This window comes from Oscillatoria sp. CS-180 (assembly GCF_028330965.1).
Classification (GTDB): domain Bacteria; phylum Cyanobacteriota; class Cyanobacteriia; order Phormidesmidales; family Phormidesmidaceae; genus Halomicronema.
In genome coordinates this window covers 1-20863 of record NZ_JAQMUB010000088.1, presented here as the reverse complement: position 1 = coordinate 20863, position 20863 = coordinate 1, and the positions used below count along the sequence as shown (strand labels likewise).

The 20863-nt window shown below is 49.9% G+C and carries 19 protein-coding genes, 1 pseudogene and 1 riboswitch; of the genes and pseudogenes, 5 read left to right on the top strand and 15 right to left on the bottom strand.

Translation table 11 applies throughout. From position 1 onward, the window contains the following. Positions 1–70 precede the first annotated feature (70 nt). Genes hypB through speB form a run of 3 tightly spaced genes read right to left on the bottom strand, consistent with a single transcriptional unit; the run spans position 71 to position 2496 of the window. Positions 71–943, bottom strand: a complete 873-nt coding sequence (gene hypB, locus PN498_RS22120; protein ID WP_334312280.1) for a hydrogenase nickel incorporation protein HypB — start codon at positions 941–943, stop codon at positions 71–73. Beyond that, the gene (gene hypA, locus PN498_RS22115) at positions 892–1281 is read right to left on the bottom strand and encodes a hydrogenase maturation nickel metallochaperone HypA (protein WP_272065585.1); all 390 of its coding nucleotides are present in this window, start codon (positions 1279–1281) and stop codon (positions 892–894) included. Before hypA ends, hypB begins: the two co-directional genes overlap by 52 nt. Positions 1282–1290: 9 nt before the next feature. Beyond that, positions 1291–2496, bottom strand: a complete 1206-nt coding sequence (gene speB, locus PN498_RS22110) for an agmatinase (RefSeq protein ID WP_442951440.1) — start codon at positions 2494–2496, stop codon at positions 1291–1293. Between the two features lie 178 nt (positions 2497–2674). After that, a riboswitch (guanidine-I (ykkC/yxkD leader) is annotated at positions 2675–2807 on the bottom strand. A 355-nt stretch (positions 2808–3162) separates the two neighbouring features. Between speB and moeB the strand changes: the two genes are divergently transcribed. Next, positions 3163–4335 (top strand): molybdopterin-synthase adenylyltransferase MoeB, encoded by a 1173-nt coding sequence (gene moeB, locus PN498_RS22105; RefSeq protein ID WP_272065584.1) that lies wholly within the window; start codon positions 3163–3165, stop codon positions 4333–4335. A gap of 121 nt (positions 4336–4456) precedes the next feature. On the opposite strand, the gene PN498_RS22100 is transcribed toward moeB, so the two are convergent. Continuing rightward, complete coding sequence (locus PN498_RS22100) at positions 4457–5770, bottom strand: hypothetical protein (RefSeq protein ID WP_272065583.1); 1314 nt, start codon at positions 5768–5770, stop codon at positions 4457–4459. Positions 5771–6441: 671 nt separating this feature from the next. Here PN498_RS22100 and PN498_RS22095 point away from each other — a divergent pair. After that, positions 6442–7056, top strand: a complete 615-nt coding sequence (locus PN498_RS22095) for a sigma-70 family RNA polymerase sigma factor (protein ID WP_272065582.1) — start codon at positions 6442–6444, stop codon at positions 7054–7056. 8 nt (positions 7057–7064) lie between these two features. Next, positions 7065–7892, top strand: a complete 828-nt coding sequence (locus PN498_RS22090) for an anti-sigma factor domain-containing protein (RefSeq protein WP_272065581.1) — start codon at positions 7065–7067, stop codon at positions 7890–7892. Between the two features lies 1 nt (position 7893). Here the strand turns inward: PN498_RS22090 and thyX are convergent, their stop codons facing one another. The 3 genes from thyX to PN498_RS22075 all read right to left on the bottom strand — a co-directional run bounded on the left by thyX (position 7894) and on the right by PN498_RS22075 (position 12483). Beyond that, positions 7894–9975, bottom strand: coding sequence for an FAD-dependent thymidylate synthase (thyX, locus tag PN498_RS22085; protein WP_272065580.1), 2082 nt, complete (start codon positions 9973–9975; stop codon positions 7894–7896). Between the two features lie 129 nt (positions 9976–10104). Then, positions 10105–10911 carry a hypothetical protein gene (locus tag PN498_RS22080; protein WP_272065579.1) on the bottom strand — a complete coding sequence of 269 codons (807 nt, stop codon included), beginning with the start codon at positions 10909–10911 and terminating at the stop codon, positions 10105–10107. 162 nt (positions 10912–11073) lie between these two features. After that, positions 11074–12483 (bottom strand): NCS2 family permease, encoded by a 1410-nt coding sequence (locus tag PN498_RS22075; protein WP_272065578.1) that lies wholly within the window; start codon positions 12481–12483, stop codon positions 11074–11076. Positions 12484–12688: 205 nt separating this feature from the next. Here PN498_RS22075 and msrA point away from each other — a divergent pair, with 205 nt between their 5' ends. Further along, positions 12689–13345: a peptide-methionine (S)-S-oxide reductase MsrA gene (msrA, locus tag PN498_RS22070; RefSeq protein ID WP_272065577.1), complete on the top strand. Its 657-nt coding sequence runs from the start codon at positions 12689–12691 to the stop codon at positions 13343–13345. A 207-nt stretch (positions 13346–13552) separates the two neighbouring features. On the opposite strand, the gene PN498_RS22065 is transcribed toward msrA, so the two are convergent. The 5 genes from PN498_RS22065 to PN498_RS22045 form a co-directional block, all read right to left on the bottom strand. Further along, complete coding sequence (locus PN498_RS22065) at positions 13553–14218, bottom strand: dihydrofolate reductase family protein (RefSeq protein ID WP_272065576.1); 666 nt, start codon at positions 14216–14218, stop codon at positions 13553–13555. A gap of 190 nt (positions 14219–14408) precedes the next feature. Next, positions 14409–14564 (bottom strand): hypothetical protein, encoded by a 156-nt coding sequence (locus PN498_RS22060; protein ID WP_272065575.1) that lies wholly within the window; start codon positions 14562–14564, stop codon positions 14409–14411. A gap of 81 nt (positions 14565–14645) precedes the next feature. Beyond that, positions 14646–15524 (bottom strand): alpha/beta fold hydrolase, encoded by an 879-nt coding sequence (locus PN498_RS22055; protein WP_272065574.1) that lies wholly within the window; start codon positions 15522–15524, stop codon positions 14646–14648. A gap of 182 nt (positions 15525–15706) precedes the next feature. Beyond that, on the bottom strand, positions 15707–16489 hold the full coding sequence (locus PN498_RS22050; protein ID WP_272065573.1) for an SDR family NAD(P)-dependent oxidoreductase: 783 nt from the start codon (positions 16487–16489) through the stop codon (positions 15707–15709). A 153-nt stretch (positions 16490–16642) separates the two neighbouring features. Beyond that, positions 16643–17215, bottom strand: a complete 573-nt coding sequence (locus PN498_RS22045; protein ID WP_272065572.1) for a TetR/AcrR family transcriptional regulator — start codon at positions 17213–17215, stop codon at positions 16643–16645. Between the two features lie 594 nt (positions 17216–17809). Between PN498_RS22045 and rsgA the strand changes: the two genes are divergently transcribed. Next, a complete protein-coding gene (rsgA, locus tag PN498_RS22040; protein ID WP_272065571.1) occupies positions 17810–18802 on the top strand; it encodes a ribosome small subunit-dependent GTPase A in 993 nt (330 codons plus the stop codon). A gap of 150 nt (positions 18803–18952) precedes the next feature. Here rsgA and PN498_RS22035 read toward each other — a convergent pair whose 3' ends face one another. The 3 genes and pseudogenes from PN498_RS22035 to PN498_RS28655 form a co-directional block, all read right to left on the bottom strand. Continuing rightward, on the bottom strand, positions 18953–19237 hold the full coding sequence (locus PN498_RS22035; protein WP_272065570.1) for a hypothetical protein: 285 nt from the start codon (positions 19235–19237) through the stop codon (positions 18953–18955). Positions 19238–19679: 442 nt separating this feature from the next. After that, positions 19680–20537 carry a Uma2 family endonuclease gene (locus PN498_RS22030; protein WP_272065569.1) on the bottom strand — a complete coding sequence of 286 codons (858 nt, stop codon included), beginning with the start codon at positions 20535–20537 and terminating at the stop codon, positions 19680–19682. A 249-nt stretch (positions 20538–20786) separates the two neighbouring features. After that, positions 20787–20863 (bottom strand): annotated as a pseudogene (locus PN498_RS28655) (photosystem II protein D1); the annotation flags it as partial.

Genomic DNA, 20863 nt, shown 5'->3' with positions numbered 1-20863 from the left:
TCAGCGAACATTGGACACGGTCAACCCTAGAGAGTGACTGTACTGGCAGCGACACGACATCTGATTACCTTCAACCTCCAGACAAAGCTATGGGCCGGGAAGAGCCTACAGTCAGTTTTACCCAGTCAAACCAGGCTTCTAATCCTTCTCCCGTTTTGGCCGAAACAGGAATGACGGTGACATGGGGATTGATCTGACGGACGTTCGCTTCAATCCGTGATAACTCCACATCTAAATAGGGAGCGAGATCAATTTTTGTCACGATTAATACATCTGCTTCTCGAAACATAACGGGATACTTCAGCGGCTTATCTTCTCCCTCAGTGACGCTCAGGAGGGCTACTTTGGCATGTTCCCCAACCTCAAACTCAGCTGGACAGACCAGATTGCCTACGTTTTCTACGAGCACCAGATCTAAGTCAGCAGGCGTAAAGTCGTGGGCGAGGGTATGCAGCCCCCCTGCCACCATGCGAGCATCCAGATGACACGCACGACCCGTGTTAATAGCGATGACAGGAACGCCGTACTGACGCAGGCGCTCGGCGTCTAGTTCGGTTGTCATGTCCCCTTCAATTACGGCAATCCGCAGCGCCGTATTCAGGGCTGCTAGCGTTTTTTCCAGCAAAGCCGTTTTGCCAGCGCCGGGACTACTCATGATGTTGAAACAGGCAATGCCCCAATTGTCGAACTGAGTACGATTGTGGTCAGCCTCATGTTGATTGGCGTGGAGCAGATTGATACCAAGGGTGGCGTCGATAGGTTGATGCATGGCGAGTACTGAGATATCGGTGGGCAGGGCGGTGAGAGATTGAAAAGATAAGAGTCTGACGGTTATGTCATGGGTAAAAACAATCCTTTTGAGGGCTGAGTTCGTAACAAATAGCGTTAATACTATGTCGATGTAGTTGCCGGTGCCGCCTCTGCCGTTTCTCTGGAGACGCACTGCACGCGATCAATTTTGAGTTCGCGCCCGGAGCGAATATCGTCCATCGGAGAACGGCAGGTTGGGCAAGCATACTGGGAGCCGATTTCGGGATGATATTCGGTTTGGCAGGTGTGGCAGAAGGCCACCAGAGGTGTTTCTTGAATTACTAATTCGGCCCCCTCCAGAAAGGTGCCTTTCGTTTCGACATCGAAGGCAAAGTGCAGACTAGCGGGTTCGACGCAGGTAAATTGCCCGACCGTGAGATAGACCTTTTCAATGGGCGATCGCTGCGGCTGTGATTCCCACCAGTCTCGCAAGGTCATCATCAGCGCTTTGGTCATGTCGGTTTCATGCATGGTGACCTCCTACGCCCAAGCCTGATCGACGTTCATGTTGGCCTCGGCATGAATGTAGCTGGGTGTTTCCTGACGAGGAAGTTGATCCGAAATGACGAGGTGTGCCATCGTGTCGCAGATAACGCGGGTTGCCATGAGGGCCGTCATATCGCTGACGTCATAGGGCGGGGAAACTTCAACCACTTCAATGCCGCACACTGGTGTCTCTTGCACAATGCGCTTGAGCAGATATAGGGCTTCGCGGGGCATGAGGCCACCGGGCTCGGGCCAGCCCGTGCCCGGCACAAAGCCCGCATCAATGCAGTCGATGTCGAAGCTGATCCACACGCAGTCGGTGCCGTCAGTAGCTTTTTCAATGGCAAAGTCGGCGGCAGCATCTAGCCCCATCTCCGTGATGTCGGTGACGGTCAGGATGTTAGTGCTCCGTTCGCGGCACACCTTCACGCCCTGACGCGGCACCTGCCAACCGCCAATTCCCAACTGCACCAGGTTTTTGGCCGGAGCGTTGGCCATGTTGGTGGCATGGAACCAGGGACAGGTGTGCATCCGTTCGTCAAGGTCAGTCTCTTGAGTATCGACGTGGCGATCGAAATGGATGATGCCGACTTTTCTATCGCCTAAATGGCGACAGACGCCCCGCACGGTGGGAAACCCAATGGAGTGATCGCCCCCCAGAATAATGGGAAAGGCACCGGAGCTGAAAACGTGAGCAATGCCCTTGGAGATTTGGTCGAAAGACTTCTCGTTATTGGCAGGAATGGTGAAAATATCACCAACGTCACACAGGGTAATTTGTTCTCGCAGATCGACACCCAGTTCAAAGTTGTAAGGCGTGTAGAGCGCCGAAATTTTGCGGATGCCCTGAGGACCGAAGCGAGTGCCGGGGCGATAGGTCGTGCCGGAGTCGTGGGGGACGCCGATGATCGCCACATCGTAATTGCCGACTTTTCTCACATCCTCAACATACGGTGCCTTTAAAAAAGTATTAATGCCTGCATAGTGGGGCAATTCGCCACGTGAAAAGGTTGGGATAGTGCGATCGCGAATGCTCTCTGCTGCTTCTAACCCATAGTCCAAACCCTGATTGACTTCTTGTTGCCACCCGGTCATCGGCAGGCGAGCTTCTTTTTGCAGCGCTTCGCTTGCTTCACTAGGGTTACGAAACATTGGTTCATCCGTCATGAAATCTCCTTTGGCGATGCTAGAGGCTGTCACCGTTAGCGCTCAAATGCTTTATTGGAAAAGATTTCAGCCCCTAATTAATCATTGATAACGATCGCAGCAACGCTTGTGCCACGAGGCTTCTAGAATTAATGGATGATGCGCTCTAGGCACCCAATTTTTTCCAAAACACAAAAGCCCGGGAGGTTCAGAGATGACAAATCTCTGCTCAACCTCCCGGGCTTTTGTCCCGCCGTGTACTGGCTAATGAGTACTGCAATTGCAGCATTCCGTCTCAAACCAGCCGCTTCTCTCGGACCAGACATTTTCCACTATGGAAAATCGGAACCCTAGAAGCTCACCAATAATTTAAATTCGGAGCATCAGTGCCTTGCTAACAGCCTATGCATTGACTTGTATCAAGCCCTAACCCTTGAAGTCGTAGCTGATGATACGAACTCGGAACTTGAAGCCAATTTCGAAAATCTGTCTAATAAAGGGCCTGTTGACCAAGCTGATGAAGCGATCGCGCTGCTAATACAATTTCCACCCAAGCAGGGCTTCCTACCTTAACCAAACTAGACATTTCTGAGTGATTCTTAGGGGATCAACCCGTGCATAGCAATGCGCTGTAATATGGATATCTTGTGACTACGCGACCCCTGGCTCAGATTCTTGTTTGTACTTCTGTAAATAGCGTTAACGCTTCTGCTCTACGCCATGCTCAATCCCAACCTTGATGAAATACAACTGCATCCCGAGGAGTACGAGCGCTTTTCTAGACACCTGATCTTGCCTGAGATTGGCCTTGAAGGACAAAAACGTCTAAAAGCGGCTAGCGTACTCTGCATCGGTACTGGTGGCCTTGGTTCCCCTTTATTACTCTATTTGGCAGCAGCCGGAATTGGACGGCTTGGCATTGTCGATTTTGACATTGTGGATAAGTCCAACCTGCAGCGGCAGGTTATTCACGGGACTTCCTGGGTCGGTAAGCCCAAGATTGAATCGGCTAAAAACCGTATTCTAGAAATCAACCCGTTTTGTCAAGTTGATCTCTACGAAACCCGCATTTCCTCAGAGAATGCGCTAGACATCATGGAACCCTACGACATTGTGGTCGATGGGACTGATAATTTTCCCACCCGCTATCTGGTCAACGATGCGTGTGTGCTGTTGAACAAACCCAACGTGTACGGTTCGATTTTCCGGTTTGAAGGACAGGCTACTGTTTTCAACTATGAAGGTGGACCGAACTATCGTGACCTGTATCCCGAACCCCCACCACCCGGAATGGTTCCGTCCTGTGCTGAGGGTGGCGTATTAGGCATCCTGCCAGGCATCATCGGCATTATCCAAGCAACGGAAACAGTCAAGATCATCATTGGTCAAGGCACCACTTTAAGCGGTCGCCTGCTGCTCTACAATTCAATGGATATGACGTTTCGGGAACTGAAGCTGCGGCCTAATCCGGTTCGCCCCGTCATCGAGAAACTGATTGACTACGAACAGTTCTGTGGCATTCCCCAAGCCCAAGCCGAGGAAGCTGAAGCTCAGGCCGCGCTCCCTGAGATGACGGTGACCGATCTCAAGCAGTTGATGGAGACCAAAACGGATCAAGTCCTGCTGCTGGATGTGAGAAACCCTCACGAATATGAGATCGCCAAGATTCCTGGCGCTGTTTTGGTGCCGCTCTCAGACATTGAAAGTGGTGTAGGTGTCGAGAAGGTGCGATCGCTCCTTAACGGACATGAGCTAGTGGTGCACTGTAAAGGCGGTGTGCGATCAGCCAAAGCACTCGGTCTACTGAAACAACAGGGCATTGAGGGTACTAACGTCAAAGGCGGCATCATGGCGTGGAGCAAAGAAGTTGATCCTTCAGTGCCTCAGTATTAGAGGCAGAAACCGCACTCTGATAACTCAGTGAAGCCAAATGAGAGTACGGTTGGATATCTCGATACTGCATGGCGGGCTTGAAACTGTCTCAAGTCCGCCACCATTTTTGTTTGGAAATGCCTTAGACGACTGCACTCGCTTGTCTGTCTTCGACTCGACCAAATTTGACAAAATGTTCAAAGCCACTGCTGAAAGCCCCGGCTGTAACAGCCTGTGTGACGTCTACATTGTCAGACAAATAGACGCTCTCATCAAACAGACTACTGGGATCGCGTCCTTCTCCTTGACCTAACACCACATAGTGCTCAAATCCACTGGTAAACGCTCCATTCGTTACGGCCTGAGCAACATCTGGATTATCAGAGAGGTAGAAAGTTTCCTGGAAGAGAAGAAGATTAGGTTGCCTTCCTTCCGCAGCACCAAACTCTAAGAAATGGTCAAATCCGTTCGTGAACACTCCCTGAGCGATCGCGGTTTGAACATCAGGATTCCCGGTCAAGTAATCGCTTTCGTCAAATAGGCTACTCGGATCGCGGCCCTCCAAAACGCCTGATGAGAGATAGTGACTTAATGCACTCTCAATCTCTCCCATCGCCACCGCCATGGCTACATCAGAATTTTCGGCCAGGTAAAACTCCCCATCAAACAGAATACTGGGGTCGCGACCTTCCAACAAACCGACTGACGTGAAGTGACTAAATCCATTGCTGAACTGTCCAGACTGAATTGCCGCTGCTATGTCGGGGTTTTCGGCTAGATAGAACGTTTCATCAAACAACAGACCTAACTGGATGCCGTTAATTTCAGCCGGTGAATCAGGGAGAGTAACGCCCTCATCCAACAGCTGAAACTGAGAGAATTGAGTGAAGTTGAAATACCCTGCTGGTAAAAAGGTGCTAATGGCATTGATGCTGGCATCCCCAACGTCAGCTCCAGTCAAATCTGTCTCCGCTAATTCAAGCGCAGATAGTGCGGCTGCAAATTCTGGAGCAACTAAAACGTCTGCGTCTTCAAGATCGAGCGATCGCGCTTCCACAGTAGCTGAATCAGGATTACCAATATCAAAGAGAATCTCCAATCCGTTGCCGTCAAGGGTGTCGGCGATGAAGAAACCGCTATTACTGTCTGAAACACGGTTGGAATCAAACCCGATTGAGAAATTGCCAACCGACAGTTCTGTATCACTGCCGTTGTCATGAATGCTCAGGTTTAAGATGCCGGTATGTTCAATAGTGCCGCTGACGGGGGCAAAAGGATTGAGTGAATAAACAAAATCAGAAGCATCGGTGATATTAAACCCGACTTGAAAGTCGGGTGATGCGGGAGGAACTGTATTCTCGACACCGGCTAGAACAAGATTGGCCGCTGTTTCCAACAACTCCAAATCTAAACCAACACTCGTGACGCCAGACTGTACTTGACTTGTTAATGACATTTCTATCTCCTAGCGGTGGACTTTTGAATGGTTGATACTAAAAAGATTGCGATCGAAAGTGGACACTTAGACTGAAGCATCCAAAAAACGATCAACATCTTTTAGTCAAGAGAATCGATAGAAAATAGAAATAATTCAATGAGATCAGCTCTTAAAGATCTATAGTCTTGAGGTAACCAATTTCAAAAAAGCATTCAATGCAAGTGATCCCATCAAAAGCATTTTCTGTTCAATTGAAAGTTGCCATTTCAAGAATGCTCTTAATCTTTTGATTAAGAGCCCTAATTCAATCTATAAAAGATCAAGCCTTAAGAGAGATTTTCTCGAATTTTCTATTTCCTATTTGAGTTACGACTGGCGCTCAAAAACGGTTTTAAATTTCTCTGATTGTGTTGATTCTGTCTTGCTGTAGAAATTGAAAATATAGATTATTGCCAATAGATAAAAAAGAAAGATATCAATATTTTGGATAAATAGTCTGACCATTCAACATTGAAGTTCTTGAAGTGCCTTGAGGCTTTTTCCGAAAGAGGCTTCTGTCGCTTTCTTCAGCGCGCTGTTAACGTCATCCTGTAAGATTTTGGCCACGTGTGTTAATCAGTCGTGACATACTGCGACGTGAGTTTGCCGAACTTTCACTGGGTGTGTCAGTTCTATTTGGTTTAATTGCTTTGGACAAACCCCCTTCTAAGGTATCGATGCAGTCTGAACCTGTGACTGACCCAACGCTCCGATGGTCGGACGCTGGAGATGCTGCTCTTTTGGAGGCGATGCAGGAAGGACAGGTCGAAGCCTTACAAGAGGTGTACCGTCGCTATGGGCGTTTGGTATACGCTTTGGCTCTACGGATCTTAAAAACGCCGGAAGAGGCAGAAGACCTAGTGCAGGATATTTTCGTCAAATTTTGGCAAAAGCCTCACTACAATCCTGCCCGAGGTTCCATGGGAACTTACTTAGGCGTCATCGCTCGATCACGTGCTTTGGATCGAGTTCGCTCGCACGATGCCCATTCTCGTTTAGCGCAGCGGTATCACACCGATAGTATGGCAATGGCTACTCCCAATGTGCCGTTGGAGAAAGCCACTCTCGGAGAACAAGTTGTTCGTGTTCAGGCTGCTCTATCGCAACTTTCCCCCCAAGAGCAAGAAATATTGGAAATTGCTTACTATGAAGGATTGAGTCAGTCGCAAACGGCTCAACGATTAGACATTCCTCTGGGGACAGTCAAAACTCGCTCGCGACAAGCTTTGAAAAAACTGAGACAAAAATTACAGGATCTTATCTAACGACCCACATGACCCGTTTAGACCTTCCCGATAAATGGCATGATTTGTTCTCTGGCTACGCTTTGGGGAACTTGACTCAAGCTGAGCAGACGGAACTGGATCAAATTCTAGAAGAGCAACCTGAACTGCGTGAGGAGCTACGGGCTTATGAATCAACTTTTGCACAATTGCCTTATGCGTTGGAAAGTGCACCGCTGCCTGTCGATTTAGAAACCAGAATATTGCAGGAGATCCAGGTTGCAGAGCATGAACCTGATGTTGTTCGAGCAGGAGGACAATCATGGGTTCGACCTAGACGTCGCTATTGGTTGCAATGGGGTGGCATTGCTGCCGCTGCTCTGGTCGCTGCCTTGTCCTGGAATAACTATCAGCTGAGGCGATCGCTCACCGCTAATCAGCAAAAGCTCACTGATTTGAAAGCGGCCATTCAGCAATTGCAGCGTGAAAAAGACGAGGCTGAAACGGTTCTTGCGAGTCTTCAAAATCCTGAGGCGATTTATGCTTTGGAAGGGACTGGAAAGCTGACTGATACCTTTGGCAGCGTTGTCACCTTTAATCAGGAAAACAGGGCCGTGTTAATTGCCCACAACCTACCTGATTTACCGGATGATGAAGTTTATCGCTTTTGGGCATTCGATGCCCCCGAAAACGCCCTGATGTATTGTGGGCAGTTCACGGTTGATACAGAGGCTCTTGTGGAATGGTCGCTGCCTGAACCTACTTGCGGCCTCCAGTCACAACAGGCTGTGATCACGATTGACCCGATCTCTTCGTCTACAGCATCGGGAGGAGAGCTAGCCATGCAGAGCGTTTTCTCGCCGGATGCTCAGCCTTGAATTAAGGGGCGAGGCGTGCTTTCTTGAGGCGGTTGTCTTCATACCAGGCCGCGATCGCCGGTACCCAGGCTTGAAAGCAGGGCCAGATTGCCTCACACATTTTCTGCGCTTCTAGCTGAGCGTCCGCTTTCCAGCGCAGGTCTAGAAGGTGCATGAGCGATCGCGGATTGGCCGACATCACCCAATGCTGTCGCACGTCAAATGGGATCAGGCCACGAGCATGTTCTTCGGCAAAGCCGGCATCGATCTTAGCTTTATAGCGATGGCAAGCCTGTAGACACCACTCCAGATCCTGCTGGCGTTCTTCAGCGGTGTAGTCATACTTTTTACCCTGGCGATCGGCATAGGCTCCTACAGGCCGCAAATAGAAGACCTCTTCGATGTCTCGCTTTCCATCAATTACGTCCAGAATTCGACTGCCTGTGTAGCGAAAAGAGTTATGCACAACCAAACCGTTCGCAACAAAGTTGTGCCAAGGATCTTTAACCTCTAAATCATAAGTCATTTGGAGACCGAGATAGTCTACCCGAATAACTTTCAGAGGATGGGCCATTAGCTTACGCCCCTTAGGTTTTGGCTTTGAGTGCCAGTGAGTTGGTTGCGTAATGGGCTCAAAGTTGTCGGCAAATTCTGCTTCAAGATTTTTGTGGTGAATCTGCTCGTGACAGTCTTTGCAAAGACTCACTAAATTCTCAAATTCGTACGCTAAAGATTCATCAGCAAAAACCGGAACCAAGTGATGGGCATGAAGTTCATGACCCCTAATGCCACAGCATTGACAAATATAATCGAACTTCTCGTGAACCTGTGGAGCTATTTGCCGAGTCCAAGCCCCGATTAGTTCTCTTTCATCAGACGTCCCACCCTTCCAGAAATTCGACTCGGCCCCTCGTTTTGTGTAGCGAGCCGAATTTTCTCGTCTTTTCGCAATGTCACTGGGGGATAGATTTAACTGATATCCAGGTTTACCCTTATTCCAGGGCGTGAATCCTTTTTGAAAAGGAGTCGGACGCTTATTTAAAGAAAGTCCGTACGCATAAACCCACTTTTTGATGGCTTCTACAGAGCAACCAGCAGCTTTGGCCATCTCGTCAACATGTAGGCCTTGTTGAAGCTGCTCTTCTAACCACGCTTTGTCTCTGTATAGGGCATGAGGATTATGATTCCAGGGTTTTTGCCCTTTCTTGAACCGTGTATTCCTTGAATTCAACTTTAATCCAAACCGATTGGCCCAATCTCGTACAGTCGTATCAGAGCAGTTAGCCAAATCAGCAATTTCTTGAGCTGAGAGTCCTAGTTTGATTTGCCGAGTTAACCAAGTTTGATCTCGATACACTCCTTCATTTTCAGCAAAGACACCGTTAGCCATAACGCTACGATCTCGCGCTATTGTCAGAACCTCACCATTGGGTGCAGTTTGTAAGCCAATGGCCTCTGCCATCGTTTGCCAACCCTTTGGGGTCAACAAATGATGGTTAGTCGTACAATTCAGACTTCTCCCATCCTCAAAGGTCAATCGATAGACAGGCTGAATTCCACTGCACATCACATCTTGAATGTGACTGGTCTCGAAATATCCTGTTTCTTCGTTTAGGACGCGAAGCCGCATGGTACGAAGCCGCTTTTTGCAATCTCGTCGGTACAGTCCTGGAGGTTCCCCGTTTCGACCTCGTATTTTGCGTTCACGGACTGCCTTTTCACCATTAGCCCAAAGGTCGTATAGTTCAGCAATTTGAATTTTTTTAAGTGAACCTGATGCTTGAACAAACGTGATTTCTGTGTCTCCAGAGAGACATTGAACATCGAAGCTGACGCCGACGCGATGTGTCCGAATTTGCTGCATGGTGCTGTGGGGAAACCAACCCACATTCAGCACGATTTGAGGGTGTTCCAGGGGGCCGTAATGGCCACGTCCGCCCTTGAGCAGGCTCTTGATAACAACCTCGCCCGCTTTCTCTTCGCTCGGCCACTGATCCCGCTCGTGGGCGACGAAACCCTCGGCGTAATCCTGATGCATAGCGGCATATATCGTTTGCTGAGGATTCGGTGTTTGGGAGATGACCTCAACGGTAAAGCGATCCATTAAGCTTGAAAGGTGAACGACTTAAGCAGTAGAGACAGGGGACTCGCGATCGCAGCCCCTCGGTAAATGCTCTGCTAGGCTACCCCGATCCGGTTTCAACTTCAGAGAACGCGCTACATTCCTTAAGGCTTATCCGTCCAGTTCAACATATTCCACCACGCGATTGACTTCAGCTTGGATGCTGTGGGACTTGAGAGGCTGGATGGCCGGTTGACCCGCTGGCAGCTGTGGTTTGGGCTGAAGGGCCTTGAGTGCCTCAATGAGCGCAACCCGCACCAAAGGCTCAGATTCGTGAGTCAGCATGATCCGAAAGCAATCGACCAGATGCGATCGCGCAGTGACAGGGGTTCCTGGCAAGTAGGATTCGGATGAATTGTCGGAGCTGAGAACTTCATGAAGGAGCGATCTCACGGCCAGTAGACGCTGCAAAGGACTTGCAGAGGACAAATTGTGCCAGTCCGTCGGCATGGGCTCTAATGGTGGTGAATCCGTCGAAGAAACAGAATCTAGCGAAGCGTTAGCAGATTTTGTCGACGCCTTGGCCTGAGCATTGATTTCACGCAGAAAGAACAGTCCATTGCCGACACCCAAGCTCAGCAACGTCACAGCGGCCCATCCACCCCCCAGTTGGGACCAGGCCGCCGCAAACCAATAGGTTGTTCCGAATGCCAGGCTGCTAATGAGTAGCGGCGATTGTCCCATGCGGGAGAGCCGTTGGCAAAGCCGTTGATATAAAGACTCCAATTTTTCCCAGGGAAGCTGGTTACCCGAGGCCAAAAATTGGTAGGTGAGGGTGCTAATGGCGATCGCCAGCAAAATTTTGCCATCTGCCAGAGCTGCCAGCCACGCTATCAAAAACCAGCGTCCGTAGCGATTCAATACAGAAGCATTGTTTCGGTAGATCCGCTGCGACGCTGACCCGACTTGATGACTCATCAGTCCGGTTATTGAGACCACTTTATGGGTTGACGATGCCTTTGCCACAACGGATACACAAGTCAGGATTTTGTTATGCTCACACGACACTTTCCAAACTGCAAGCGAGTTTGTCAAGCCAGTAAACGCTCCGAACGTATTAAACCGCTTAACGAGAAATGTCTAAGCAATTCCTAGCGCTAACAATACAAAACGCAAGACAAAGACTGCTGCTAGAACCCAAATCACCCAGTTCAGTTCCTGTGCTTTGCCCTGGAAAGTTTTGATTAAGGGATAGGCAATGAAGCCGACGGCTAGTCCTTCTGCAATGGAATACGTCAACGGCATCAGCAGAATTGTCAGAAAGCATGGAATCGACTCTGCCGGATCAGACCAGCGAATCCCCGTGACGCTGCCAGCCATCAACACACCCACAATAATTAGCGCTGGAGCCGTGGCATAGCCAGGAATAGCAGACAGCAGAGGAATGAAGAAAATCGACAGGAGAAAACAGATAGCCGTGACGACCGCTGTAAATCCAGAGCGGCCTCCTTCAGTGATGCCGGATGCCGATTCAATGTAGCTCGTCACGGTTGAGGTGCCCAGCAGAGCACCCGCTGTCGTACCGACAGCATCAGCCATCAGCGCTTGGTTTGCTCTGGGTAACTGCCCGTCTTCTTGGATGTAGCCAGCCTGTACACCAATGCCGGATAGCGTACCAATAGTGTCAAACAAATCAACGAAGAGGAACACAAAGAGAACCGCTAGGAAATTAGCAATGCCTGCTGAGCCAATTTGCCCCAATCCGACAAATGCCTGTCCGACCAAATCCACTGGCAACATGGGCAGGCCGACAATGCCTGTTGGTGGAGGCGTAATACCTGTGAGCCAGCCGAGAATAGCAGTGGCTAAGATGCCCCACAGCAGCGCCCCTGTAATGCGCCGAGCAATGAAAGCAGAGGTCAGCAAGATTCCCAGCAGCGCCATCAGCGTTTCAGGCCGAGCCAAATTGCCTAAAGTCGTGGTAGTTGCTTCGGAGGCAACGATAATACCTGCTCCGCCAAAATCGGGGTTGCCGGAGAGCGCAATGTAGGCAATGAACAAGCCGATCCCTACGGCGGTTGCTCGTTTCAAACATTCAGGAATCGCCGTAATGATGGCGGCTCGTAAGTTGGTCAACGTCAGGGCAATGAATATCAGTCCTTCAATGAAGACGGCGGCCAGGGCAACTCGCCAATCAATTCCCAAACCGAGGACAACTGAGAAGGCAAAAAATGCGTTGAGGCCCATCCCGGGCGCTAGAGCAATGGGATATTTGGCGACAATACCCATGATGAGGGTGGCGATCGCCGCTGAGACTCCCGTCGCCACCACCAATTCAGCAAATAAATCGCCGCCTTCCTGCAGAAAAATGGCTTCCGACAAGATACCTGGATTGACCACCAAAATGTAGGCCATGGTGACGAAGGTCGTAATTCCCGCCAGGATTTCTGTGCGAAAGGTTGTCCCTAAAGCTGCAAAGTCAAAAAAGCGAGCGATCGCACCCCCTCCTTGATCTGCATCGGTAGGAGGCTTTGAAGACAAGTTATTCATAGGAGACACCTGGAATTCAAGGATTACGCCGATATCTGGGCTGAAACGCCAGAATTGTATTACAACCCGGTTTCCTACAACTGTTTAACGCACACCATTTGACCTTTTACGGTTCTCTTCACGTCCTCTCAGCTGTTTCTTAAACCAGGTTTCAAAAGGGTGATTTATAGTGAAATGAAGACACGTTAATTTTTGAGACAACATTATGGTGTTATTTGGCTTCGGCAAAAAGCTGGAACTTCCCAGCCCAGATGAGGCATTACCGGGACGCAGCGAACCTATGCCCGTGCCCGATAAGCATTATGTCAACGGCAATCCCCTCAAAACCCCCTTTCCAGCAGGAATGGAAACAGCTCTGTTTGGAATGGGCTGTTTTTGGGGGGCTGAGCGCAAATTTTGGGAGACAGACGGTGTTTATACGACCGCTGTTGGCTATGCCGCCGGCTACACGCCCAACCCTACATACCGCGAAGTGTGCTCCGGCATGACGGGACATAACGAAGTGGTGTTTGTCGTTTTCGATCCCAGCGTCATCAGCTATGAAGGCATCCTGCAAGTCTTTTGGGAAAGCCACAATCCCACACAAGGGATGCGCCAAGGCAACGACACCGGAACTCAATATCGTTCTGGCATCTACACTTACTCTGATGAACAGCGTCAGCTAGCCGAGGCTTCTCGCGACGCTTATCAGAAGCAACTGAGTGAAGCTGGTTACGGAAAAATTACGACTGAAATTCTGAACGCGCCTGAGTTCTACTATGCAGAGGATTATCACCAGCAGTATCTAGCGAAGAATCCTGGTGGCTACTGCGGTTTGGGCGGTACAGGGGTTGCCTGTCCCACCGGGCTAAGTGTGTCGTAAGGCTGGGATGAACGAGCTGCGATCAGCACAGCAGAAACATCTGAGACGAAACGTTTGAACGTCAGGTGGACAATGGCTCACCTGACGCTTTTTCAGAGTTTCAAAACAGACCTCATCGAGCCTTGCAATCAGCTGCTGCCATTAGAAAACCGACGGTGCAAAGCGTTTATATAGATGATGGTCACTGCCCCCCTGTTTAGACAATTGCTACTTCACGACAGCGTAACTGAGAAGGATGATCTGCTCAGAATGTACTTCGGACCCCAGAAATTTTAGGGGAATCTCACCGGTTGGCGGGGAATTTGCGTCTCGAAAGAATGTCGCTTGAGTGCTCGCGCCCACTAAAGTGGGATGTACCAGCAAATGGAGTTCGTCAACCAATCCAGATCTGATCAACACCCCATTCAGGGTTCCGCCGCTGTCAACGCGCACTGTGGTCGTTCCCATCTGCTCATGCAGGGCATCAAGAGCTTGACTATAGTCTACGGTCTCAATGCCAGCCGTGATGGTCTTGATGCTATTGCGCTTTAAGTATTCGATATGTTCAGCAGGGGTGTTTTTAGTACACAAAGCGATGCAGTCCTTCCAATATGGCTGTTTTCGCCAGTAGTGCCAGCTTTTGAGCCGTCCGCGACTGTCTGGTACCACCAAAATGGGACGCGAATCGTCAGCACTTGGCGTGATGGTCAATACTTCGGATGGCTCATCTTCAGGGATATCATCCGGTGCGTTGAGAAGGGTATCGCAGCCCACAAGAGAGGCGTTCTCACCCCAGCGCTGCGCTAGGGAATAGAACAAACCCATATCGATAGAGAACCCCTGAGTTCGACCATCTAAACTTGTCGCGGTGTATAGAATGACTTTCGGTTTCATGGTGCGCTTTTCCTGTTGCTCATTGATAGGTCTAAAGCGGTAACAGTCGTCCTATTGCTCTGATAGCGATCGCTCGGTGGATAAGCCGTTTCATTTAGCAAGTGGCTGATTAGGAGTTTCAGAAAAAACAAGGGCAGAAACCATTCTAATCCCGGTGTTGGCGTCAAGAGATAGCGATCGCCGATTAGGGCTAAACCGTATAATCCCAGAGCGATGGGCCGTTGCAGGTCAAGGGACTCGCTAACACCAGTCCAGCAGCAATTAACAAATAGCTCGATACCCCAGTAAAGAAGAACCAATCCGTCCCTCGCAGGAATAGCGCCACTAGCCCCATGTGAAACAACATGGGTTGTGTTCTTGGGCTAGTGGATAATTCCTAATCTCAGGGCGGTCCTAATATTTGATGTGACTGTTTTTTATGAAACAGTCATTTCCGCGCATTGATAGTAGATAAGAACTCGCCTATATGCTCGGCAACTTCAATACTGTGAGTTTCCAGAGTGAAGTGACCGGCATCAAGCAGCTCAACCTTCGCTTGAGGCACATCTCGCTTGAACGCTTCTGCTCCCGCAGGGCCAAAGAACGGATCATTTTTGCCCCAAATGGCTAGCACTGGTGGCTGATGGGTCCGCAGATACGCCTGCCATTGGGGATAGGATGTGACGTTTGTTTTGTAGTTGCCAAACAGGTCCAGTTGAATCTCAGCATCCCGATCCAGAATGGCTTGATCGTGATTAATCGCGTCAGGACTAATATGATGCTGCCGGTCTTCTGGAGCGCCGTGGGTGTATTGGAATTCTGTCGTTGGACGAGTGAGGAGCGATCGCAAGGCATCCCGGTTTTTTTGGGTATCGTTTTCCCAATAGGCCCGAATGGGGTTCCAACCGTCGGTCAGTCCTTCTTTATAGGCATTGCCGTTTTGGGAAATGATGGCGGTAATGCGCTCGGGGTGAGCAGTGGCAATTCGAAAACCCACGGGTGCGCCGTAGTCGAAAACGTAGATGGCAAATTTTTCCAGACCAATCGCTGCGGTAAACTCGTCAATTGTTTGGGCTAAGTTATCGAAGGTGTAGTCGTATTCGCCTCGCGGGGGAGCCACAGTAGACCCAAACCCTGGAAAATCAGGGGCAATGACTCGATACTGGCCTGCTAGTTGAGGAATCAAATTACGAAACATGTGGCTGGAAGACGGAAAGCCGTGGAGTAGCAAAATTGCAGGTGCATCCACAGGACCAGCTGCACGGTAAAACACGTCTACATTGCCAACGGTCTGCGTATGGTAAGTGGTGATATTAGGAGTTGCCATGTCAGAAATACCTCGAAAAAATGTGTGTTTGAAAACTGGACCACTGGGTTAATCCCCAGCAAGATCCACTAGCTGCGTCTGAATTGGGATAGCGTTCGTGAGAATTTTTTGCACAGGGCAGTGATCGCTGGCAAGAGGGTTAATGCCTTCTCGCAGCAGCTTGTCGAATTAGTGGTGTCGAATTAGTGGTATTGATTACGTCCAGCCATGACACCACCGTCAACGTCCCATACAGCTCCGGTGACCCACCCAGCCTGATTGGATAGAAGAAAGGCGATCGCCTGAGCTACGTCTTCCGGCGTTCCAACCCGACCGATGGGATGAAAGGTGTTGAAGCCCTGTAGGGTGCCATGCACTTCATCCTTGGGAATGAACCCTTCGTAGATGGGGGTCTCAACCACGGCAGGGGATACGGCATTCACACGGATGTTTTGACTGGCTAGCTCCATTGCCAGGTGCTGAGTTAGGGAATGAAGTCCCGCCTTAGCCATGGAATAGGCTGACGAGGGTGTGGCCTGCACCGCCTGCTTAGCCCACATGGAACCAACATTGACGATCGCGCCTCCATGGCCGTTGTCCGCGATGTTTTTTGCTACGGTTTGGGTCAGGAAAAAGGTGGCTTTGTTGAGGTCGAGATATTGATCATAGTCAGCTTCGGTGTGCTCTAAGAAAGGTTTAGGCAAGAAGACGCCAACTGCATTCACCAGCAGGGTTGCATCAGCGTGTTTAGCTTTGAGGCGATCGCTCAGCGATCGACGCTCTTCAGGATTGGCAATGTTCACTTGTTCCCCAATAACGGGACCATAAACTTGCAATTCCTCAACAGCAGCCTGGAGCTTTTCTGCCCGACGACCAACCAATACAGCAGACCCACCCCCTTGCAAAACCCGTTGAGCAACGCTTTTGCCGATGCCGCTGGTGCCGCCAATCACAATGAGCTTTTGCCCCGCAAATTCCTGAGTCATTAAATTATCTCCTTTCTTAAATTTATCTACTAGTAGGTAGCTGACCGAGAAAAATATTCTGTGTTGCTTTTAGATGGCCATTGACACCGAAGCTGGCCCTGATGATAGGCAGTCTTCAATTCAAAGGCGAAACTCTAAAAACGCGACTGAATATCAGTGGTCAATACAGAGGCTGGCTAAAAGCGGTTGAGCGATGCCGTCAAAGGTGGCTAAACTATTGGCTGCTGTGCGAGCTATAAGCTGTGCTCCCTGAACGGTTGCTAGCGAAAGCGAGGCTTCAGTCGCGGGCGCGACACGCGGTTGTAGACAGCCTGCAACTTCTCCTGCCGTCAAAACGCTTGTAAGCCAATTCTGTACGACTGAAAGGAAAGCCCTAACTTCTTCCTGAATGGAGTCGGGGAGGACTTCAATCTCGGCGGACAACATGCCACACAGACACATCTGGCGTTCGCTGAGTCCACTGCGGTAAAGCCCTACAAACTGTTGCAGTTGCTGGCGCGGGTCAGACTCAGACTGCTCAATGGCTTTCAGCTTCTGCTGAAAGGTGGTGCGGTAGCGTTTGACCAACTCCTTTCCGAGCGCTTCCTTGGAGGGGAAGTGGTAGTGAATGCTGGCTTTGCGAATGCCCACCTGCTTAGAAATATCGGCGTAGCTAAAGGCGCTATACCCTCGGCAACGCACGAGATCCTGAGCCACATCCAGAATTTGTTGAGCGGTTTCTTGCATGAATCGATTATCTACCTTCTAGATGGTAGGTGTCAACCCTCAATTTGAATTTTTTGCTTTTTAGGTGGGCGATCGCGTTCTATGACAGCGTGATTGCTCATCTGAAACCTTTGATAAAGGTTTCAGATCGTAAGAATCATCAAATAACAGTTTTCTTACGAACACAAATACTCACCTCTAAATTTGAGATGTTGGCCCCTTAATGTTCGGTGTGTATAGCATTTTTGGATGGCGTCTGCTCTGACTTCAAGCTGTAGCCATCTACCCCAATTGATTGACCGGGTCAGATTTTACGTTTCGTGATTACAGCGCCTACTCCAGATCTTATTTGCTAGGTTGAGAAAGTCAGAAGTTTCTCCTCAAGATCTAAGGATGTGTCTTATGGCTGAGTCGGTGACAAGTTCTACTCAACGCTTCGTTTAATCGGCAAGGTCAGAGGTCGCCTCCTTCTAAGGCATTTTCAGACTCCTCTTAGAGCCTTGCCCTGTAATTGGCTTTTTTGAGGACAGAACATTGAATTTAACTAGGTTTGGCTGGTGCCCAGGCAGCAGCATTGATTTAGCGTTTGCATCATTTGATCAAGCGAAGTTTGTCATGGCCCGCGTAATTTCTGAGCATCGTGGCACGTATCGGATCGTGCTGGACATGGGTGAGGCCGATGCACACGTCACTGGACGTTTTCGACATCAGGCTGAAAACTCATTAACGTTTCCGGCAGTAGGCGATTGGGTTGTTGTTGAATCTCATGGGAGAAACAATTCAGCCACCATTCATCATGTGCTGCCGCGCATCAGCCAGTTTGTGCGAAAGGCGGCGGGTGCTGCAACAGAAGGACAAATCGTCGCCGCCAATGTAGATACGGTATTTCTCCTGTCGGGGTTGGACGGCGATTTTAATGTACGGCGTATTGAGCGATACTTGGTAACTGCTTGGGAGAGCGGGGCAACGCCGGTCGTGGTGTTGAACAAGGCAGATGTCTGTTCTGATTTAGAGGATGTGATTGCCCAGGTGGAATCCATTGCCATTGGAGTGCCCATCCATCCGATCAGTGCTTTATCTGGAAGAGGACTGGATCAGCTTGAGCCATATCTACTCCCAGGCAAAACGATCGCGTTGATTGGCTCGTCGGGTGTAGGTAAATCTACTCTGACGAACTACTTATTGGGGCATCAACAGCAAGATATTCGGGCGGTGAGGGCAGATGATAGTCGAGGGCGACATACCACTACCCATCGACAACTGGTGCTATTGCCGTCCGGGGCCTTGCTCATTGACACTCCAGGAATGCGTGAAATCCAGCTTTGGGGTGACGGGTCTGGCTTACAGGAAACCTTTGAGGATATCGAAGCCCTTGCGGAAAACTGTAAATTTCGGGATTGTCAGCATGATACAGAGCCAGGATGTGCCGTGCAGGAAGCGATCGCCCTTGGCACTCTTGATCGACGACGATTGCAGAGCTATCAAAAGCTTCAGCGAGAGCAACAGTGGATTGAACAGCGGCAGGATAGTCATGTTCGCCAAAACACAAAACGCCGATGGAAGCAGATCACCAAAACCATACGTCAACAAAATAAGTCGCTTTGGTAAGTCGTAGGTAAATCGTGCTGATTGCTTGAGTTTTTGTTATATCCCAACAGCCTCTTTGCCTTGGTTTTCAAGGGAGAGAGGCTGTTCCTAACAGTGGTTAGGGGGATCGATGATGAAGGCGATCGCTTAGGAGCGATCGCCTTCAAATCATCACTCAAACAGGCGATCTCGCTGCAAGTACCGCAACACATCTCCCGGATCCTGCCGAATCAGCACGCCGTTCTCCGGCACGTCGATTTTGGGACTCCACTCGATGCGCTCGATGCAGTTTCGGAGGTGGAACAGATCAATGGCGCTTTGGGTGTCCGCTTCAGTGCCGACGAGATACAGGCGCAGGCGTTTGTGTCGTCGCTGGGGACGAGTAGGATTACTCGACAGCGACGGCGGTGCCGCCTCAGTGTGATGAGACGGCAAGAAATATTGAATGGTAATCACGAGGATTCCTCCAAAGGATTGGATTGGGTTGGAATCCCCGAAGATTCAGTCGCCCTTAGACGAAGCGCTTCGGTGGGGCGACCTAAAATAGGCAAAGCCCGTACGACAGGCTGGATCTGTCTATGGGTTAGGCGCTGGTTTGTGTCCTACCACTTGCCAGTGCCGCCGACTAAACGTTCGGGGACAGCAAGCTGCACGGAGGCAGCTATGGTTGCTGATGATAAGTCATTTGATCCCTGAGAGCAAGTCAAAATAGATACTTTATGGGGTCGAAGCAAGGGGGCGATTGCATGGCTGATCAGGAAATAAGCGACACGCTTTGGAGAGAAACGGACATATTTAGACAGAAACCTTTGAGGATAATTTTTATCGGCGACTGAAATTCATGGCAGATCAACCAGGATCTTGAGTTGTCATAAGTTTCAGCGTGGACGCAATGAAATCAAATCTCGTTGGGATCAATACCCATTTCACGTAGCCGTATCGCCAATCGTTCGGCCTTCTGCCGCTCCGTTTCAGCTCTCTGTCGCTCTGTTTCAGCTCTCTGTCGCTCTGTTTCGGCCCTTTGTCGCTCAGCCGCTTGGCCTTCTGCCCCGGTAAGAATTACATCTCCGTTGCGATCGCACCATCGCAGCCAAAGTCGAGTAATCGCCTCCTCAAATTGCCCTTCCCAAAGCGTTAACCCGATGCCGACGCCTTCTAACCAGACAAACTGTCCAGGCTGTCTCAATCGCTCTGCACCTGTCAGCTCTTGATATCCGCTGGGCGAGATCCCCCACACTCGCAAGAGAGATCCTTCCATGCGATTGGCATCCTGAATGTACTCAAGCGGATCAAAGACCGCATAGTAAGGTACGCCAATCTGAGCGTAAATGTCTCGTTTGCTCTGTGTTTTCCCCTTACGCTGCGAAGCTCTATCCAGGATTATTTCGCTGCCTTCTTGATTGGAGACAATCTCGACACACACATCAGGGACTTTGCCAAATTCCCACACAAAGTAGGAGCGATCTCGCTTTTGAGCATAATCATTGGCTCGCTGCACACCTAGGCTAACCATCGTGTCGGGAACGATGGGATCACCCTGTAGCTTATAAAACAGCCCGACATTGGCATCGGCTAAAAAAGGACGAGGTAATGCCTCACTGCTGTAGAGCGGCTCCACCAATAGACGCTGCTGCTGCGCCGACTGAAAATTGTCCACTGGCTCATCATCCTCGATTACCAAATGGCTGATGTCCAATTCAGTAACAATGCCGTCTTCATTTAGGGGATTGCTGCTGCGCACTTGCTGAGAAGTCATCAACCGAACCTGAATGACACTGTCTTAATTTTAGGGCGATCGCCAGGAGCCGGAAAGTTAGAAAACCCTCCAAGTTGGTCTAATCGTACTATTTTTCTGCGATGTAGTTTTTGGGACCTAGATTCAGGCTCAGCCATTTCACCTCTACTCTTTGCAACTCAATACATAGCAAGGGCTTTAAACGAAAAAAGCCCCCTCGTGAGAGGGGGCTTCGATTTGTTCTATCTCAGACTAGCTGAGGGTCGAGGACTAACCGATGATTTCGGGAGCCTCAGCCGCAGCCAAGTCGAGCGGGAAGTTGTGAGCGTTGCGCTCGTGCATCACTT

Coding starts and splice junctions, on each gene's coding strand:
- hypA (WP_272065585.1), bottom strand. CDS start 1,281: ATGCATGAAACCGACATGACCAAAGCGCTGATGATGACCTTGCGAGAC.
- moeB (WP_272065584.1), top strand. CDS start 3,163: ATGCTCAATCCCAACCTTGATGAAATACAACTGCATCCCGAGGAGTAC.
- PN498_RS22100 (WP_272065583.1), bottom strand. CDS start 5,770: ATGTCATTAACAAGTCAAGTACAGTCTGGCGTCACGAGTGTTGGTTTA.
- PN498_RS22090 (WP_272065581.1), top strand. CDS start 7,065: ATGACCCGTTTAGACCTTCCCGATAAATGGCATGATTTGTTCTCTGGC.
- thyX (WP_272065580.1), bottom strand. CDS start 9,975: ATGGATCGCTTTACCGTTGAGGTCATCTCCCAAACACCGAATCCTCAG.
- PN498_RS22080 (WP_272065579.1), bottom strand. CDS start 10,911: ATGAGTCATCAAGTCGGGTCAGCGTCGCAGCGGATCTACCGAAACAAT.
- PN498_RS22075 (WP_272065578.1), bottom strand. CDS start 12,483: ATGAATAACTTGTCTTCAAAGCCTCCTACCGATGCAGATCAAGGAGGG.
- msrA (WP_272065577.1), top strand. CDS start 12,689: ATGGTGTTATTTGGCTTCGGCAAAAAGCTGGAACTTCCCAGCCCAGAT.
- PN498_RS22065 (WP_272065576.1), bottom strand. CDS start 14,218: ATGAAACCGAAAGTCATTCTATACACCGCGACAAGTTTAGATGGTCGA.
- PN498_RS22060 (WP_272065575.1), bottom strand. CDS start 14,564: ATGTTGTTTCACATGGGGCTAGTGGCGCTATTCCTGCGAGGGACGGAT.
- PN498_RS22055 (WP_272065574.1), bottom strand. CDS start 15,524: ATGGCAACTCCTAATATCACCACTTACCATACGCAGACCGTTGGCAAT.
- PN498_RS22050 (WP_272065573.1), bottom strand. CDS start 16,489: ATGACTCAGGAATTTGCGGGGCAAAAGCTCATTGTGATTGGCGGCACC.
- PN498_RS22045 (WP_272065572.1), bottom strand. CDS start 17,215: ATGCAAGAAACCGCTCAACAAATTCTGGATGTGGCTCAGGATCTCGTG.
- rsgA (WP_272065571.1), top strand. CDS start 17,810: ATGGCCCGCGTAATTTCTGAGCATCGTGGCACGTATCGGATCGTGCTG.
- PN498_RS22030 (WP_272065569.1), bottom strand. CDS start 20,537: ATGACTTCTCAGCAAGTGCGCAGCAGCAATCCCCTAAATGAAGACGGC.